The sequence below is a fragment of the Wenzhouxiangella psychrophila genome, assembly GCF_042310375.1.
Lineage (GTDB): Bacteria > Pseudomonadota > Gammaproteobacteria > Xanthomonadales > Wenzhouxiangellaceae > Wenzhouxiangella.
On the sequence record NZ_JBHJMQ010000007.1, the window covers coordinates 143,976 to 159,624 of the forward strand.

Consider the following 15,649-nt stretch of genomic DNA (forward strand, 5'->3'; position numbering starts at 1 on the left):
GCAAGGCATGAAATTGACGCGATTGTTGGTATTCGGTGCTACCGGCACCCAGGGGCACCCCGTTCTGGAAGCCGCGCTCGAGGCCGGCTTGTCGGTTCGTGCTGCGACGAGGGATCTCGACGAGGCCGAGGAAAAGCTCCCGGGCCGGGTGGAGATGGTTCGCGCGGACTTGCTCGATGCCGAGGAGGTTCAGCGTGCGGCAGAAGGCATGGATGCGATCTTTTTTCACCTGCCCGTCATGCCCGACGAGCCGGACGCCGATCTCGTGGTCGACAACGTCCTGGCAGCGGCCCGAAGGGCGAATGTCGGGCGCGTCGTATTCACGACGGGAGGCTACTGCGGGGACGACATGCCACCGGGCGTTTTCGTCGACAGCCTGCGCCGCCTGTCGGAACGGGTTCTCTCGTCGGGCGTCCCCGCGGTTGTCCTGCGGCCAACGCTGTACCTGGCCAATCTCGTCTGGCCCCACATCACCCGCGAGATTCGTGAGTACGGACGACTGACCTACCCACCACTCGATGCCGCGCAGCGGCTGAACTGGACTTCGACCGAAGACCAGGGCCGCATTGTCGTGGCCTGCCTGCGTGCCGATGTCGCTGGTGAAGCGATCGATGTCGCCAGTCCGGAGGCGCTGACGGGGCCGGACTTGTGTCGGCTGCTGGCCGAGGTCTACGGACGCGAGGTGCATTTTTCGCCGCAGACTATCGATGGTTTCGCCGATTCCATGAGCCATCTCGCCGGCAGCGGCCACGTCGGGCATCTGCTGGCGGGGTTGTACGAGGGCTATGCAAGCCTCGAGGAGGGGCCGCTGGTCGACACCGACGCGTTGCAGCATCGCCTGGGTGTCGAGCTGACACCGGTCAGCCGCTGGGTCCGCGACCGCCTCGGCTACCTACTCTCCCTGTACGGCTAACGTAGAAAGCCTCCCTACTGTTGCTCCCAGTCGTCGTCGATGAACGACTCGTAGTCGGGCAGTTCGTCTTCACCGTTGGTAATGGCGTGATTGCGCCGCTGGAGCCAGCCGTCGCGCATAAAGCTGTAGGGGTCGTAGGCCGACTGCATGTCTTCATCGAGCGGCAGCATCGCGTGGCGCCCCTGGATGATTTGCAGGCCGATGAGCCCACGGGTGGTCTCGTCCAGGGTCCAGCGCCAGGCAACGTCGGCGTAGCCGTCCGGTATTCGGCCTAGGCCGTCGCGAACGGTCGAGGGGCCCAACAGGGGCAGGACGAAGAAGCGGCTGTTTTCCCAGCCCCAGACCGCGAAGGTCTGGCCGAAGTCCTCGTCGAAATCCTCGATGTCACCGTTGGAGGCGACGTCGAACAGTCCGCCGATGCCGAGCGTCAAATTGAACACGAAGCGCGCGAACTCGGTGCCGGCATCCCCCGGCCGGCCCTGTAGCACCAGGTTCACCTGGTCGACGGGGGAGCGGATGTTGGTAAAGAAGTTACTGACGCCTCGTCGAACCGGCGCCGGCGTGATCTTGCCATAGCCCACGGCCAATGGCCGAATGACTGCCCGGTCGATCGCCCTGTTGAAACGGAACATGTTGCGGTTGTATGGCTCCCAGGGATCGGACTGATGGCTTTCCTCCGGTTGAGGTGACGTGGTGGTGGCGCATCCGGCGAGCAATATCGCGGCCAGAAGGGCGCTAAGACCTCTCTTCATGATCTGTCCTCCCCGGAATTCGCGTTGGGGTCTTGCTCCGACCAGCCAAGCAGCGGCGCCACGCCGGTCAATCGTGCAATGACGCGCAGGCTTTCGGGCGGATTGTCGAACTGTATCCGCCGGCCCGCCCGCTGTGCGCGGGACTGCCATTCCAGCAGCAGGGCCAGCGCGCTGGAGTCGCCGCTTTCGACATCCGCGAGACTGACGGTGGCCGGCGGGGTCTGCCCGTCGAATCGGCTGCGGTGGCGGTGCTCGAGCTCGGCGACTTCCCGAATGGAAAGTACGCCCTCGAGCTTGAGCGTATCCGTGCCGTCAGTCATCGACGCTGACCTTGTACTCGCCGCTTTCCAGGCGATCGAGCATTTCCTCGAAGCTGGACTGGCGAATTTCGCGGTCGATCTGGGACCGAAAGGTCGACACGTAGGAAATGCCTTCGACAATGACGTCGAAGACCTGCCAGCCTTCCTCGGTTTTACGCATGACGTAGTCGACCGGTGCTCGTTCGCCGTTATCGAGCCTGACCCGGGTGCGTACCCGGCTCTGGCGTTCCGTGTTGTCGCCGGCCAGCGGCAGGATTTCGACCCGATCTTTCAGATCGTATTCGAGCAGTGCGGTGGCGTAGCGGTTCAGCAACTGGTTGGCCAGCGCGTTGGCGAAGGCCTCGATCTGTTCGCGCTCCTTGCCGCGGCCGTGACGGCCGAGCACCAGCCGCGCCGAGTAGACTTCGTCGATCGTGGGCAGCAAGATGGACTTGATATCGTCCCTGAGCGCCTCGGGGTCCTCGCTGTAGGTGTCACGCCTGTCGTCGATCAGTTGCGCCACTTCGTCGGTGCTCTCCTCGATAACGGAGACCGGATCGTCGGTGGCAATGGACTGGCCGGCGGCCAGCAGCAGGAATGTCAGTAATACAACACGCATCATTCTTCTCCTTCCCCCTCGCTGTTGAACATGTAGCGACTGATGAGTTGCTCGAGCACCATGGCCGAGCTCGTAATCAGGATGCGATCACCGTCGGCGAGCGCCTCCGGCGATCCGCCGGCTTCGAGACCCACGTACTGATCGCCCAGAATGCCGCTGGTGAGAATCGAGGCCGAAGTGTCGTCGGGCAGGTTGTCGTATTCGCTGCTGATCGATAGCGTGACCTCGGCTTCGAAGGTTTCCGGATCGAGATCGATTGATTCGACCATGCCGATGGTCACGCCGCCCATGCTCACCGTGGCGCGCGGCTTCAGCCCGCCCACGTTCGAGAAATTGGCGGTCAGCTCATAACTCTCGCCCGAGACCACGCCCCGGTCGGTAGCATGCAACGCCAGGAAGACCAGCGCGGCGATGGCGAGAAGCAGGAATATGCCTGCGGTCAGTTCGATCTGATGAGAAGATTTCATGACGCTTTCGTGTTCCTTAAAGCATGAATGCCGACAGGATGAAGTCCAGGATCAATACCGCGATGGCGGTGGCGATAACCGTCTGCGTGGTGGCCAGGGCCACACCTTCGCTGGTGGGTTTAGCCGACCAGCCGAACCAAACGGCCAGCCAGGCTGCGACGAACCCGAAGAACACCGCCTTGAGCAGCCCACCCCCGAAGTCGCGTACCAGCTCCACCGACGACTGCATGTTGGACCAGAAGGTGATGGGGTCGCTGCCCATCAGAAAGACGGCGAAGAACACGCCGCCGACGATAGCGGTGACGTTGAAGATAAGCACGAGTGCCGGCAGCGCGATCAGTCCGGCGATCAGTCGCGGCTGGACGATGCGTTCCATCGGGTCGATGGCCATCAGGTCGAGCGCGTCGAGCTGTTCGGTGGCTCGCATCAGGCCGATTTCGGCCGTGATCGAGGTGCCGGCGCGGCCGGCGAAGAGCAGAGCGGCGAGAACCGGTCCCAGCTCGCGAAACAGCGACAGTGCCAGCACAGTCGAGACCGCGTCGGCGGCGCCGAAACGCGTGAGCGTGTCGTAGGTCTGCAGTGTCAGCACCAAGCCGACAAAAAAACCGGAGATGACGATGATGACCAGTGAGCGCACACCGGCGAAGTAAACCTGGCGCAGGATTTCTCCGAACTGCCGGCGGCCGAAGCGCATCCGCGAGAATACGGTCAGCAGGAACAGAACCGCCCGTCCCGCCTCGCGCACCGGGGCGGTCAGTGCCGTTCGGGATGCGGCCTCGCTCACGGCATGCCTCCCTGCGCCAGTATTTCATCCTCCAGCCCCCGGGCGGGATAATGAAACGGTACCGGACCGTCCGGTTCGCCCTGCATGAATTGCCGCACCAGCGGGTCCTTGCTGGCGGCCAGTTCGTCCGGCGTGCCGGTTGCAACGATGCGGTGGTCGGCAATGATGCAGGCATGGTCGGCCAGCTTTGCGACCTCGCGCACGTCGTGGGTAATAACCACGCTGGTGGTGCCGAGCGCACCGTTGATGTCGCGGATGAGACGTAGCGAAACGCCCAGCGAAATCGGGTCGAGCCCGGCGAAGGGTTCGTCGTAGAAAACAATCTTCGGGTCCAGCGCCATGGCGCGGGCGGTGGCCACCCGCCGCTTCATGCCGCCGGAAAGTTCCGCGGGATAGAGGTCCGCGGCACCGCGGAGCCCCACCATCTCGAGTTTCATCAGCACCAGGCGCCGGATCAGGGGTTCGGACAGCTTGCTATGTTCTCGCAGGGGCAGCGCTACATTATCGAAACTGGTCAGATCGGTAAACAGCGCACCGTTTTGCAGCAGCACGCCGATGTCTCGGCGCAGTCGCCCTAGCGCCTTGCCGCCAAGGCGGTCGACGCGTTCGTCGCCGATCCATACCTCGCCGCGATCGGGCTTGAGCTGGCCGGTGGCCAGCCGCAGCACGGTCGTCTTGCCCGCGCCGCTCGGGCCCATGACGGCAGTTACACGGCCGGCGGGGATCTCGAGGTCGAGATCCTCGAGAATCGTTCGCCCGCCCAGGCGGACGGTCACGTCCCTGAGCGAAATGGCTGTGGTGGAAGTCTCGGTCATATATTTCGTATTGTCCCGGCCAGTGTGTGATCCGACCGCGAAGAGTCCAGTAAGTTTTGGGTTGGGCGATGCGAAGCGCCGGTGCTCTCGATTTCCAAACGCTGAATCAGGTGCTCAAATTTCCAAATTCGAAGCACCAAATTACAAACAAATCCCAATGACCGAAATTTGAATGTTCAAAACGACCCGTAGCCAACGCCGGCTTATAGGGTAGGCAGCCGCTGAGAACGCACGCGCAGTAGTTCTCAGTGGTTGCCTACAGGATATAACGGCTTAGGTCCTCGTTTCCTGCCAGGTCCTTGAGGGATCGGTCGACATAGTCGCCGTCGATAACGACCTTTTCGCTGCTGCGGTCGGGTGCCGAGTAGGAAATGTCTTCGAGCAGGCGCTCCAGAACCGTGTGCAGGCGCCGCGCGCCGATGTTCTCGGTCGACTCGTTGACCGAAAAACTGATTTCCGCCAGGCGTGTGATGGCGTCGTCGGTGAATTCCAGTTCGACGCCTTCGGTGGCCAGCAGCGCCACGTACTGCTCGGTCAGGCAGGCATCCGGTTCGGTCAGGATGCGCTTGAAATCGTCGACCGACAGGGCCCGCAGCTCGACGCGGATGGGCAGGCGGCCCTGTAGTTCGGGCACGAGGTCGGACGGCTTCGAAACATGGAATGCGCCCGAGGCGATGAACAACATGTGGTCGGTACTGACCGGGCCGTAGCGCGTGTTGACGGTAGCGCCCTCGACCAGCGGCAGCAGGTCGCGCTGCACGCCCTCGCGCGAGACTTCACCGGAGCCGCCGCCCTCGGCCCGACGCGCCACTTTGTCGATTTCGTCGATGAAGACGATGCCGTGCTGCTCGGCGGTGTTGAGGGCCTGCTGCTTGACCTCTTCCTCGTTGATCATGCGGGCGGCTTCTTCCTCGACCAATACGGGAATGGCATCCTTGACTTTCATGCGGCGCTTTTGCTTGCGCTGCCCCGACATGTTGGAAAACATCTGCTGGAGTTGGTTGGTCATTTCCTCCATGCCGGGCGGGGCCATGATCTCCACGCCCAGGTTCATGTCGAGATCGATCTCGATCTCGCGCTCGTTGAAGTCGCCGTCAAGCAGCTTGCGCATCATCTTGCGCCGCGTTTCGGAAGAGGTTTCGGTGGTTTCTTCAGGGGCGTTGGAAAAACCCGAATCCTTCTGTCGCGGGAGCATGATGTCGAGTACGCGCTCGACCGCTGCGTCCTCGGCGCGCGAGCGCACCTTGGACATGGCCTCGTCGCGTGCCAGCTTGTAGGCGACCTCCGTGAGGTCGCGGACGATCGATTCCACGTCCTTGCCGACATAGCCCACCTCGGTGAACTTGGTCGCTTCGACCTTGATGAACGGCGCCTTCGCCAGGGTCGCCAGGCGGCGGGCGATCTCGGTCTTGCCGACGCCCGTCGGGCCGATCATAAGGATGTTCTTTGGCGTAATCTCCGGCTGCAGTTTTTCATCGACCTGCATACGGCGCCAGCGGTTTCTCAGGGCGATTGCGACGGCGCGCTTGGCGTCGCCCTGGCCGATGATGTGCCGGTCCAGTTCCTGGACGATTTCACGAGGCGTCATCTGGGTCATGGTTTATTCGGCCTTGTTCGTATCGAGCGTTTCGACAGTGAAATTATGGTTGGTGTAGATGCAGACCTCACCGGCAATGGTCAAGGCCTCCCGACAAACCGTCTCGGCGTCGAGATCGGTATGGCGCAGCAGCGCACGCGCGGCCGACTGGGCGAAGGGCCCCCCTGAGCCAATCGCGATCAGGCCTTCCTCCGGCTCGATCACGTCGCCGTTACCGGAGATGATCAGCGAGGCCTCGTGGTCGGCGACAGCCAGCAGGGCCTCGAGGCGGCGCAGCAGGCGGTCGGTGCGCCAGTCCTTGGCCAGTTCCACGGCAGCGCGGGTGAGATGGCCGGAATGCATTTCCAGCTTGCTCTCGAAGCGCTCGAACAGGGTGAAGGCATCGGCCGTCGCGCCGGCAAATCCGGCCAGGACCTGGCCCTTGTAGAGCCGCCTGACCTTGCGCGCATTGGACTTCATGACGGTGTTGCCGAGCGTGACCTGCCCGTCACCGGCAATCACCACCCGGTCGCCCAGCCGGACCGAGATAATGGTGGTGCCGCGATACTGTTCCATGCTTCGACTCGCTGCCAATGGGTGAGGAAACAACATGGGGATTAAGCCGGTGGAAGGCAATGAAGCCACGCGAGGCCTCTCAAATCCGAAATCCGAAGCACCAAATCCGAAACAAATATGAAGCACCAAATTCGAAACGGCACCCGTTTTGGTTTTTCGGATTTCGTGCTTGTTTCGTATTTCGATATTCGAATTTCGAATTTAATCGTCGGATTGGTTCCCCGAGTTGTTCCGCTGTTTTTTGGCTCTCGGATGCGTCTCGTCGTACACCTTCGCCAGGTGCTGGAAATCGAGATGGGTGTAGATCTGGGTGGTGGTGAGGTTGGCGTGGCCGAGCAGTTCCTGGACGGCGCGCAGGTCGCCGGAGGATTCGAGAATATGCGAAGCGAAGCTGTGCCTGAGTTGATGGGGGTGCACGTTCTGGTCGAGTCCCTGCCGCTGCGACCAGTAGGCCACTCGTTTCTGGATGGCGCGCACGCCCAGCGGCCGTCCTTTCAGGCTGGTAAAGACGCGCGACTGGTCGACGCCGGCGGTGCTGGCGTGAATGCGACGCCATTGCTTCAGCGCGCTTACCGCGTGGCGCCCGACCGGCACGATGCGTTCGCGCCGCCCCTTGCCGAGCACGCGCACCAGGCCGTCCTCGAGGTCGAGCTGATCCCAGGTCAGGCCGGCGAGTTCGCTCACGCGCAAGCCCGAAGCGTAGAAAAGCTCCAGCACGGCTCGGTCACGCAAGGCGAGTTCGTCTTCTTCGGGAATATCGAGCAATGCCAGGACCTGGTCGATATCGAGCACTTCCGGCAGCTTGCGACGGACTTTTGGTGCCCGCACGCCCTGGCCGGGGTCGCCCCCGATAATGCGTTCGCGTCGGAGATAGCGAAAGAAGCGCCTCAGGCCCGAAAGGCGTCTCTGGATACTTCGCGGACTCAGGCCCCGCCGGTGCTCGCTGGCCGCAAAACTTCGCACGTCAGCCGGCCCGAGGGCTTCGATCTCGCCGATGTCGTGCTCGCGGCACCAGGCGTGGAGGCATTCGAGATCGCGGCGGTAGGCGTCGATGGTCGCGGGGCTGAGCCCCGCCTCGTCAGCAGCGTGGGCCAGGAAGGCGGAAATGGCCGCCTGGACCTTCATATAAGGCGCTCAGGCGCGCTTGCGTTCGCTACCGCGGTCCCGGTCGAGGCGGTGACGGATGGTCGTGCCCAGCAGCTCGAGAAACAGCGTACCCATGTTGGGGTGGAAGCGTTCGGGTGATTTGGAGCCGATGGCGAGCAGACCGACCCCCTTGATCGGAACCAGGGCCGCCGAACCGATGTCCTCGTGCTGGCTGGGGAAAAGTGTTTCCAGTTTGGCGCGCGTGAATCGACCGAACTGGATGTCTCCCTCGTCCAGGAGCTTTTCGAACCAGTCGGGTGCGCCTGACTCGTGCCGGGTAACGGTGGCCACATCCGCCAGGCCACCGTTGTCTTCGATCAGATGCAGACGGACACTGAGCGCGTCGAAATCGCTGGCAAGGCGTTCGATCAGTCGTTCGATGAACTCCCCGGTCGAGCGGGAGGTCATCACCTCCAGGGTGAGCTGGTGCAGGCGCTGCATCAGGCGCTCGTTCTCACCGGCAATGCCGGCCAGGGTCTCGAGTTGGGCGCGCAACTGATGGTTTTCCCGCCTGAGCCGTGTGACCTGGACCTCGATCAGCGAGCTTGCGCCGGTTTCATGCGGCAGGTCGAGAGTCTCCAGCATTTCCGGGTGGCGTTCGAAAAAGTCGGCATTGGACGCCAGCCACTCGATGACATCGTTCTCGTTCAGCTTGCTTGCGTCGGACATGGAATGACTCCTTCAAACACGTGGTGGGCGGGCCCCACGGTGACGATCCTCTGGCCCGTACCCGGCCAATTTACCACAAGGGTTCCGCCCGGCTGCACCACTTCGACCGGGTTTTCGACAAGGTCGAGGTTCAAGAGTATCGCGGCGGCGGCACTGGCGCCGCTGCCGCATGCTCGAGTGGCTCCGGCGCCACGTTCGAAAACGCGCAAGCGGACGCGCTGGGACGATTCGATCACCGCGATTCCCACGTTGGCGCCGTGGGCCAGGGCGCGATGCTGACCAAGTGCCCGGCCGACGAGTTCCAGGCGCTCGCTATCGGGTGGCTTGTCCTCGATCACCAGCAGGTGCGGGTTGCCGATGGAGGCGCCGTAGATGCTCAGGTCTTCGCTGTCGAGGGCAAACTGCCATGGAAAGCGTTCGATACCTGACAGGCCAACGGTTGCGGGCGTGAAATCGGGTACCCCGAGCGTGGCGCTGATTTCGTCGTCGCCATGGTAGTGCGCCTCCACGGAGCCTGCCGCGGTTTGCAGGCGGATTTTGCCCTCCAGCCGGTCGTGGCGGGCCAACCACAGCGCGACGGCCCGCATGCCGTTGCCGCATTGTTCGGCCTCGCTGCCGTCGCCGTTGCGGATTTCGACCCGACAGTGGTGGTCGGTCTGCTCGCTTCGGTGCAGGATCAAAAGCTGGTCGAAGCCGACGCCGTGATGGCGATCGGCCCATTGCTGCACGAGCCCGTCCGGTAGCCTCATCGACCGCTTCCGGGCGTCGATCAGCATGAAGTCATTGCCCAGGGCCTGGAGCTTGTGGAAGGCCAGGCTGCCGGAAACCGGTTCAGGCATTTTTTCAAGCTCCCGGCGAGTCGGACTTTTCGACGTCTTCCCCGTCTTCGGCAGCCTGTGGAGGCGCCGTGGCGGTTTCGTCCTCGGGCAGGTACAGATCGCCCTTGAGTCCGCAACCCGTGCTCGCGAGAACCACAACGGCCAACAGGATGGTCACGAGGACGGTTAAACTTGCACGCATGAATGACTCCAGTGATCTGAAACTTGAACGCGTGGCGCTCGATACCGGCAAGAACCCGGAACATGCGGTCGTCTGGCTGCATGGGTTGGGTGCCGACGGGCACGACTTCGAACCGATTGTACCGCAGCTCACAAGCGCCTCCCGGCGCCCGGTGCGCTTCATTTTTCCGCATGCGCCGGTGCGGCCGGTCACCATCAATGCGGGCATGGCCATGCGTGCCTGGTATGACATTCTCGGCGCCGAAATCGACCGGAACCAGGACGCCGACGGTATTCGTCGTTCGGTCAGGATGGTCGACGCGTTGCTCGACGAGCAGGTTGCCGCCGGAATCAAGCCGCGCAACATCGTTCTCGCCGGGTTTTCACAGGGCGGCGCGGTCGCGCTGCGCTGCGGGCTGGCCAGGGCCGAGCCCCTGGGCGGGCTGATCGGGCTTTCCACCTACCTGCTCGAGGCCGACAGCCTCGAGACCTGGGCCGGCGAAGAGGCACGCCGGATGCCCTTGTTCATGGGGCATGGCGACCACGATCCCATCGTGCCCGTGGATCTGGGCGAGGCAAGCGCACAACGGTTGCGCTCGGCCGGCTTCGAAGTGACCTGGCAGACCTGGCGCATGCCGCATGCCGTTTGTCCCGAGGAAATCGACGCCATCGATCGCTGGCTGGAGCAGAGACTTTCGTGAGCGACATGCGCGCGCTCATCGTCGACGACGAGCGGCCGGCCGCGGATCGCCTGGCTCGCCTCATCGGCGAGCTGCCCGGCGTCGAGGTCTGCGCTGTCGTCATGCAGGCCGACCAGGTGGTCGCGCGCTGCCGGGAATTGCTACCTGATGTCGTTTTGCTGGATGTTGAAATGCCCGGGCTGGACGGCCTCGAGGTGGCCCGTGAGTTGCGCAGTCTGGAACCGCGTCCGGCCGTGATCTTCGTCACGGCTTTCGAGCAGTATGCCGTCGACGCTTTCGAACTTGCCGCCGTCGACTACCTGGTCAAGCCGGTGCGGGCCGACCGGCTGGGCCGGGCGCTGGGGCGCGCCCGAAGCCGGCCCATCGATTCCGGGGCCACGCTGCGCACGCGCCTGGGTGATCGCCTGCTGCTGATCCCCGTCGTCGACATTCGCGCCCTGGTTGCGGAGGACAAGTACACGGTCGTGCATTTCGACAAGGGCGAGGCACTGGTCGAGGATTCGCTGGTCACGCTCGAGCAGCGTTTCGATCGATTGTTCGTTCGCATTCATCGAAAGGCCCTCGTGGCGCGTCGCTACTTGCGCGGCCTGTTCCGCGATGAACAAGGGCAGGAGCGCGTGGAGCTGGAAGGTAGTGATTGCCAGCCGCCGGTCAGCCGGCGCAATCTGGCGCTGGTGCGCCAGGTGCTGGAGGGCAGTAAACCCGGAGAATATCAATGAAGATGCTCAGGATCGCGACGCGCAAGTCGAAACTGGCGCTTTGGCAAACCGAACATGTTGCCGAGCGGCTGCGCGAGAAATTCCCTGATCTGGAGGTGAGCCTCGTGCCCTTGAGTACGCGCGGCGACGAGGTGCTTGATCGCTCTCTCGCGGAAATCGGCGGCAAGGGGCTTTTTCTCAAGGAACTCGAGCGGGCCATCCTCGATGGGGAAGCCGATATCGCCGTGCATTCCCTCAAGGACGTGCCGGCCGAGCCTTCGCGTGACTTCGATCTGGCGGCGTTCCTGCCGCGCGGCGATTGGCGCGACTGGTGGATCACCCGGGATGGTTCGCGCCCGGAAGACCTGCCAGCCGGCTCCAGGGTCGGAACCGCCAGCCTGCGTCGGCAGAGCCAGCTCTTGGCGCGATGTCCTCACCTGGAAGTCGTGACCGTGCGTGGCAATGTCCAGACCCGTCTGGCGAAGCTGGATTCAGGGGAGGTCGACGCGCTGATTCTCGCTGCCGCCGGTCTCCAGCGCCTCCAGATCGATCGGGAATACACGCTGCCGCTCGAGCCGCCGTCTTTCCTGCCCTCGGCCGGGCAGGGCGTCATCGTCGTCCAGTGCCGGGCCGGGGAGGGGGCCACACACGAGCTTCTGCAGCCACTCAATTGCCCGGAAACGGTGACGACGATGCGCGCCGAACGTGCCGTGGTAGCCGAGCTCGGGGGGGACTGCCGCATGCCCCTGGCGGCTTTCGCTCGACTCGAGCAAGGCCGCATCAGACTCGACGCCCGGCTGGCAAATCCCGACGGCAGCGAGGTGCTCGACGCTTCGGTGTCGGGTGACATCAGCAGTGCGGAGAGTCTGGGCCGCAAGGCGGCACGTTCCCTGCTCGAGCAGGGTGGAATGAGAATTCTGTCACAACTTTGAGATTTGCCCTCGAGTCGGCGGCACTGGGGTATGGACATCCGTAACCAAGTATGTCAGAGTAATTTCCAAGTAGGACAAAAAGGGTTGTGACGATTTGTTTTCCGGGCGTCACCCACGGTTCGATTTGCTGAGGTGCGTCCCCCTACTGCCAACGCCAACACGCAAGCCCCCAGCACTTTGGCAAGTTGCGCTAGACGCCCGGAATCTTCTCCCGAAAGCCTGCCCCGTCGGCAGGCTTTCGTTTTTTCAGTTCCTGACAACAGGTCCATGTCATGTCTGAAAAAACACTGGTACTGATCACTCGAACCAGACCGGCCGCGCAACAACTGGCCGAGCGGGTAGCCGAATTGGGCCTGGAACCTTACGAGTGCGCTCCCTTTCGGCTCCAGCCACCGGAGAGGCCAGCCACCGTCGCCGACGACCTGGCCACGGCACTGCCGGCCGATCGCGTCATTCTCACCAGCCACGAAGCCGTTCGGCAGGCGGTCAGCCTTGTGGGCGCGGCGGCTCTCAATCGTTCGCTGATCATCGTGCCGGGGCAGGGAACGGCTTCGATCGCCCGCGAGTTGGGTCTGGACAACGTGATATTCCCGGAGCGTCATGGAACCAGCGAGGCGGTACTGGGCATGCCGGAATTGCGCGACGTGGAGGGACTCGAAATTCTGATACTGGCAGCGGCCGGTGGCCGCAGCCTGATGGGTGAGGTTCTCGAGCGGCGTGGTGCCGCTGTCGAGCGAATTCATGTCTATCGTCGTGTGCCCTGCGAGTTGCCGCCGGATGCTTCCGAAAGAATCTGCGCCACCAAGTCGTTGGTCACCCTGGGTGCCAGCCTTGAAGCCGTTGCCGGTCTGGTCGATCGGTTGCCCGATGCGGCCAGGAAGCGGGTCTTCCAGGCATTGCTGGTCGTGCCCTCCCAGCGCGTGGCCGAGCACGCTGAAAAACTCGGTTTTCGGCACTGCGTTGCCGCTGGTGGCGCCTCCGATGACGCGATGATGGCCAGGCTGGAGCGATCGGGCCGGTTTCAACATCATCCCGGCGATTTGCGTTAATCTCGACTGGTATTCGCAAGCGGGCTGCGTTTCCCGAATATCCGATGAATGAGCAGAACGAAGGCCACCCAGTATCACCCGATTCCGAGCCTGGTTCCTCGACGCCAGACGAGTCGAAGGAGCATCGCGCGACCGTCGAAGCACAGGATGACGCGGAATCTTCGAAGCGAGCTCGTGCAGGGCGCGGAAGCGCTGTCGTTGCCTGGCTGGCATTGCTGCTGGCACTGGTTGCCGGCGGTTTGTCGGGCTGGCAGTGGTGGGTGGCGCATACAGGCGACGAGCCCGCTGAACTAGTCTCCAGGGTCGACGAGCAGGCCGGCGCGATCGAATCGCAGGCCGGGCGAATCGATCAACTGGGTGAACGTTTCGATTCCCTCGATGCTCGTCTCGAGCAACTGGCCAATCAAGCCGATGCCGGCGATTTCGATCCCGACGCGCTCCGCCGCCGGATTCGATCGCTGGCCGATTCCAATGCCGATCTCCGGGAAGAGCTGAATTCCCTGTCGCAGCGACTCGATGAAGCGGTGTCGGACCTGAAAGCGCAGGTCGAACAGACGGGTTCCGACCGTGCCGGTCGCGTCGATGATGTGCTAGCCGATGCCCGTTTCCGTCTCGGGTTGATCGAGGTTTCCGGCCTGTTGCGCCTCGGGCAGTCGCGCGCCGACCTCGCGGCCGACCCGGTCGCTGCAGTTGCGGCCTACCGACAGGCGCAGTCTCGCCTTGAAACCATTGATGACACTCGCGTCGAGCGGCTTCGCCAGCTTGTGGCGAGAGAGCTCGAAGCACTGCGTTCGGTCGATTCCACCGACTGGTCGGCACTGGCCGGCCGGCTTTCCGCGCTCGAGATCGACTCTGCTCAGTGGCTGCTGGCCGGATCGGGCGAACCTGCCGACAAGGATCGTCCCGAGGAAGCAGCAGAGGACACTGAAGGCGGGTGGTGGTCGAGTCTGGGCGATTCCCTTGGCAGCCTGGTCCGCGTGACGCCGCGGGAGGCGGCGCCGTTGACACCGGCAGCCGTTGAGAGCGTGAGAGAGCGCCTGCGCCTTCACCTGGCGGCTGCGCAGGCTGCCGCCGCGCGTCGCAATGTGGATGAACTGGCCGGGCAACTCGAAATCGCCGGCGAGCTCATTCGCGCACATTTCGATACCGGCACCGAAGCGGTGTCGCGCGCGCTCGAAACCATCTCCGAGGCCGCCTCGGTCGAGGATCCCTCGTTGCCTGACCTGGGCGAGGCCCTGACCGAAGCCGAACGCCGAATGGCCGCGTCGTGAAGCGTTTACTGATTATTGTTCTGGCGGCAGCTGCGCTGGTCGCGACGGCTTTTCTTGCGCCGCTCCTGGCAGAGAATCCAGGCCATGTACAGCTCGATATCGGTAACTGGCGCATCGAGATGTCGGCACTCGTACTGGTTGGTGCGGTTCTGCTGGTGTGGATTGCGCTGTCTTTGGTCACCGGGCTGTTTCGCCTTCCGTCCCGCGTCATTCGGAAAGCGCGTGAGCGTCGCTCGCGACGGCAACTCGAGAAGGGCTTCCTGGCACTGACCGAGGGCGACTGGCCGGCGGCCGAGCGCGCCCTGCAGAAGTCCCTGCGATATCGTGACTCCACGGCCGGCTACCTGGCCGCGGCTCGCGCGGCCCAGGGGCGCGGTGACAACCCCGGGCGCGACCGTTGGCTCGAGCATGCCGACAGCCGCTTCGGACGCCGTCATTTCGTGACCGGCCTGGCACGAGCCCGACTGCTGGCGGCCGAAGGGCGCGGTGAGGAAGCCACCGCCCTGCTCGAACAGCTGCACCTCAAGAAACCCCGGCATGGCGGCGTATTGCGTCTGCTGCTGGAGAATTACCAGGATCTGGGTCGGTGGCGAGACCTGCGGTTGCTGACCCCCGCCCTGCGTCGTGCCGGCGTGGTCGATCGCGACCGTGCCACGGAGCTGACCGCGCTCGCGGCCCGGCGTGAACTGGACGCCAGCGGCGATATCGACGATCTCGAATCCAGCTGGAAAGAAATGCCGCGGAAACTGCGTGGGCGCAAGGATCTGGTAGCGGCTTACGCCGGGAGGGCGGCTGACCTGGGCCGGACTGCCCGGGCTTCGGGCTTGCTCGAGCGCCATCTTGCAGCAGAGCCGGACGACGAATTGCTGGCATTGTATGCGTCTTCCGACGAAGGTGAGCTGACCCACCGCATCAAGCAGTGCGAGAAGTGGCTCGAATCACATCCCGACCATATCGGCCTGCAACAGACACTCGGGCTGCTCTACCTCGAGGATCGCCAGTATGATCTGGCCCGTGATTGTCTCGAGAGAGTGGTCCGCGAGCGCCCCAACAGCCGTGCCTACGCCGCGCTCGGCCGCGTCCTCGATCGTGCCGGCAAACTCGAAGCGGCGGCGCAGTGTTACCGGAACGCGCTACGGCTGCGCGATGGCCGCGGCGCGGAACCGCTGCCGCCGCCTTCGGAGCCTGTCTGAACTAAGTGTTAAGTAAAACAAAGGGTTAACTGGTAGTCTTTACCGAACACCGAACACCGAACACCGAACACCGAACACCGAACACCGAACACTGGACTGCCCCCGGTTCAGTAGACACTCTCGGTTGACTCGCCAGTCAGCATGGCCTCATAGACTGCCGGTGGCAGATTGTTAGCCTGGCTGTGGCGACG

The 15,649-nt window shown here is 63.5% G+C and carries 19 protein-coding genes; 7 read left to right on the top strand and 12 right to left on the bottom strand.

Annotated elements, in window-relative coordinates; translation table 11 throughout:
- The first annotated feature begins 7 nt into the window (after positions 1–7).
- Positions 8–913 (top strand): SDR family oxidoreductase, encoded by a 906-nt coding sequence (locus ACDC66_RS10725; protein ID WP_376696715.1) that lies wholly within the window; start codon positions 8–10, stop codon positions 911–913.
- 14 nt (positions 914–927) lie between these two features.
- Here ACDC66_RS10725 and ACDC66_RS10730 read toward each other — a convergent pair whose 3' ends face one another.
- From ACDC66_RS10730 to lptM, 12 genes are all read right to left on the bottom strand, one after another.
- On the bottom strand, positions 928–1,665 hold the full coding sequence (locus tag ACDC66_RS10730; RefSeq protein WP_376696716.1) for an MlaA family lipoprotein: 738 nt from the start codon (positions 1,663–1,665) through the stop codon (positions 928–930).
- Positions 1,662–1,985, bottom strand: a complete 324-nt coding sequence (locus ACDC66_RS10735; protein WP_376696717.1) for an STAS domain-containing protein — start codon at positions 1,983–1,985, stop codon at positions 1,662–1,664. The genes ACDC66_RS10730 and ACDC66_RS10735 overlap by 4 nt, the downstream gene beginning before the upstream one ends.
- Complete coding sequence (locus ACDC66_RS10740; RefSeq protein ID WP_376696718.1) at positions 1,978–2,586, bottom strand: MlaC/ttg2D family ABC transporter substrate-binding protein; 609 nt, start codon at positions 2,584–2,586, stop codon at positions 1,978–1,980. The genes ACDC66_RS10735 and ACDC66_RS10740 overlap by 8 nt, the downstream gene beginning before the upstream one ends.
- On the bottom strand, positions 2,583–3,050 hold the full coding sequence (mlaD, locus tag ACDC66_RS10745) for an outer membrane lipid asymmetry maintenance protein MlaD (RefSeq protein ID WP_376696719.1): 468 nt from the start codon (positions 3,048–3,050) through the stop codon (positions 2,583–2,585). Before mlaD ends, ACDC66_RS10740 begins: the two co-directional genes overlap by 4 nt.
- Positions 3,051–3,066: 16 nt before the next feature.
- A complete protein-coding gene (locus ACDC66_RS10750) occupies positions 3,067–3,834 on the bottom strand; it encodes an MlaE family lipid ABC transporter permease subunit (protein ID WP_376696720.1) in 768 nt (255 codons plus the stop codon).
- Entirely contained in the window at positions 3,831–4,649 is an 819-nt protein-coding gene (locus ACDC66_RS10755; RefSeq protein ID WP_376696721.1) for an ABC transporter ATP-binding protein, read from the bottom strand. The genes ACDC66_RS10750 and ACDC66_RS10755 overlap by 4 nt, the downstream gene beginning before the upstream one ends.
- Before the next feature lie 256 nt (positions 4,650–4,905).
- Positions 4,906–6,246, bottom strand: a complete 1,341-nt coding sequence (gene hslU / locus ACDC66_RS10760) for an ATP-dependent protease ATPase subunit HslU (protein ID WP_376696722.1) — start codon at positions 6,244–6,246, stop codon at positions 4,906–4,908.
- Positions 6,247–6,249: 3 nt separating this feature from the next.
- Positions 6,250–6,801, bottom strand: a complete 552-nt coding sequence (gene hslV, locus ACDC66_RS10765; protein WP_376696723.1) for an ATP-dependent protease subunit HslV — start codon at positions 6,799–6,801, stop codon at positions 6,250–6,252.
- Between the two features lie 201 nt (positions 6,802–7,002).
- Complete coding sequence (gene xerC / locus ACDC66_RS10770) at positions 7,003–7,926, bottom strand: tyrosine recombinase XerC (RefSeq protein WP_376696724.1); 924 nt, start codon at positions 7,924–7,926, stop codon at positions 7,003–7,005.
- Positions 7,927–7,935: 9 nt separating this feature from the next.
- On the bottom strand, positions 7,936–8,616 hold the full coding sequence (locus tag ACDC66_RS10775; protein WP_376696725.1) for a DUF484 family protein: 681 nt from the start codon (positions 8,614–8,616) through the stop codon (positions 7,936–7,938).
- Positions 8,595–9,455: a diaminopimelate epimerase gene (gene dapF / locus ACDC66_RS10780; protein WP_376696726.1), complete on the bottom strand. Its 861-nt coding sequence runs from the start codon at positions 9,453–9,455 to the stop codon at positions 8,595–8,597. Before dapF ends, ACDC66_RS10775 begins: the two co-directional genes overlap by 22 nt.
- A gap of 4 nt (positions 9,456–9,459) precedes the next feature.
- Positions 9,460–9,636 carry an LPS translocon maturation chaperone LptM gene (gene lptM, locus ACDC66_RS10785; protein WP_376696727.1) on the bottom strand — a complete coding sequence of 59 codons (177 nt, stop codon included), beginning with the start codon at positions 9,634–9,636 and terminating at the stop codon, positions 9,460–9,462.
- Here lptM and ACDC66_RS10790 point away from each other — a divergent pair.
- The 6 genes from ACDC66_RS10790 to ACDC66_RS10815 all read left to right on the top strand — a co-directional run bounded on the left by ACDC66_RS10790 (position 9,635) and on the right by ACDC66_RS10815 (position 15,458).
- The gene (locus ACDC66_RS10790; protein ID WP_376696728.1) at positions 9,635–10,315 is read left to right on the top strand and encodes an alpha/beta hydrolase; all 681 of its coding nucleotides are present in this window, start codon (positions 9,635–9,637) and stop codon (positions 10,313–10,315) included. The two genes, lptM and ACDC66_RS10790, sit on opposite strands and share 2 nt — an antisense overlap.
- A gap of 5 nt (positions 10,316–10,320) precedes the next feature.
- Positions 10,321–11,034, top strand: coding sequence for a LytR/AlgR family response regulator transcription factor (locus ACDC66_RS10795; protein WP_376696733.1), 714 nt, complete (start codon positions 10,321–10,323; stop codon positions 11,032–11,034).
- Positions 11,031–11,945 carry a hydroxymethylbilane synthase gene (gene hemC, locus ACDC66_RS10800; protein ID WP_376696729.1) on the top strand — a complete coding sequence of 305 codons (915 nt, stop codon included), beginning with the start codon at positions 11,031–11,033 and terminating at the stop codon, positions 11,943–11,945. Before ACDC66_RS10795 ends, hemC begins: the two co-directional genes overlap by 4 nt.
- 272 nt (positions 11,946–12,217) lie before the next feature.
- Positions 12,218–12,994, top strand: a complete 777-nt coding sequence (locus ACDC66_RS10805; RefSeq protein WP_376696730.1) for a uroporphyrinogen-III synthase — start codon at positions 12,218–12,220, stop codon at positions 12,992–12,994.
- A gap of 44 nt (positions 12,995–13,038) precedes the next feature.
- Positions 13,039–14,265, top strand: a complete 1,227-nt coding sequence (locus ACDC66_RS10810; RefSeq protein WP_376696731.1) for a uroporphyrinogen-III C-methyltransferase — start codon at positions 13,039–13,041, stop codon at positions 14,263–14,265.
- The gene (locus ACDC66_RS10815; RefSeq protein ID WP_376696732.1) at positions 14,262–15,458 is read left to right on the top strand and encodes a heme biosynthesis HemY N-terminal domain-containing protein; all 1,197 of its coding nucleotides are present in this window, start codon (positions 14,262–14,264) and stop codon (positions 15,456–15,458) included. Before ACDC66_RS10810 ends, ACDC66_RS10815 begins: the two co-directional genes overlap by 4 nt.
- The last annotated feature ends 191 nt before the right edge of the window (positions 15,459–15,649 follow it).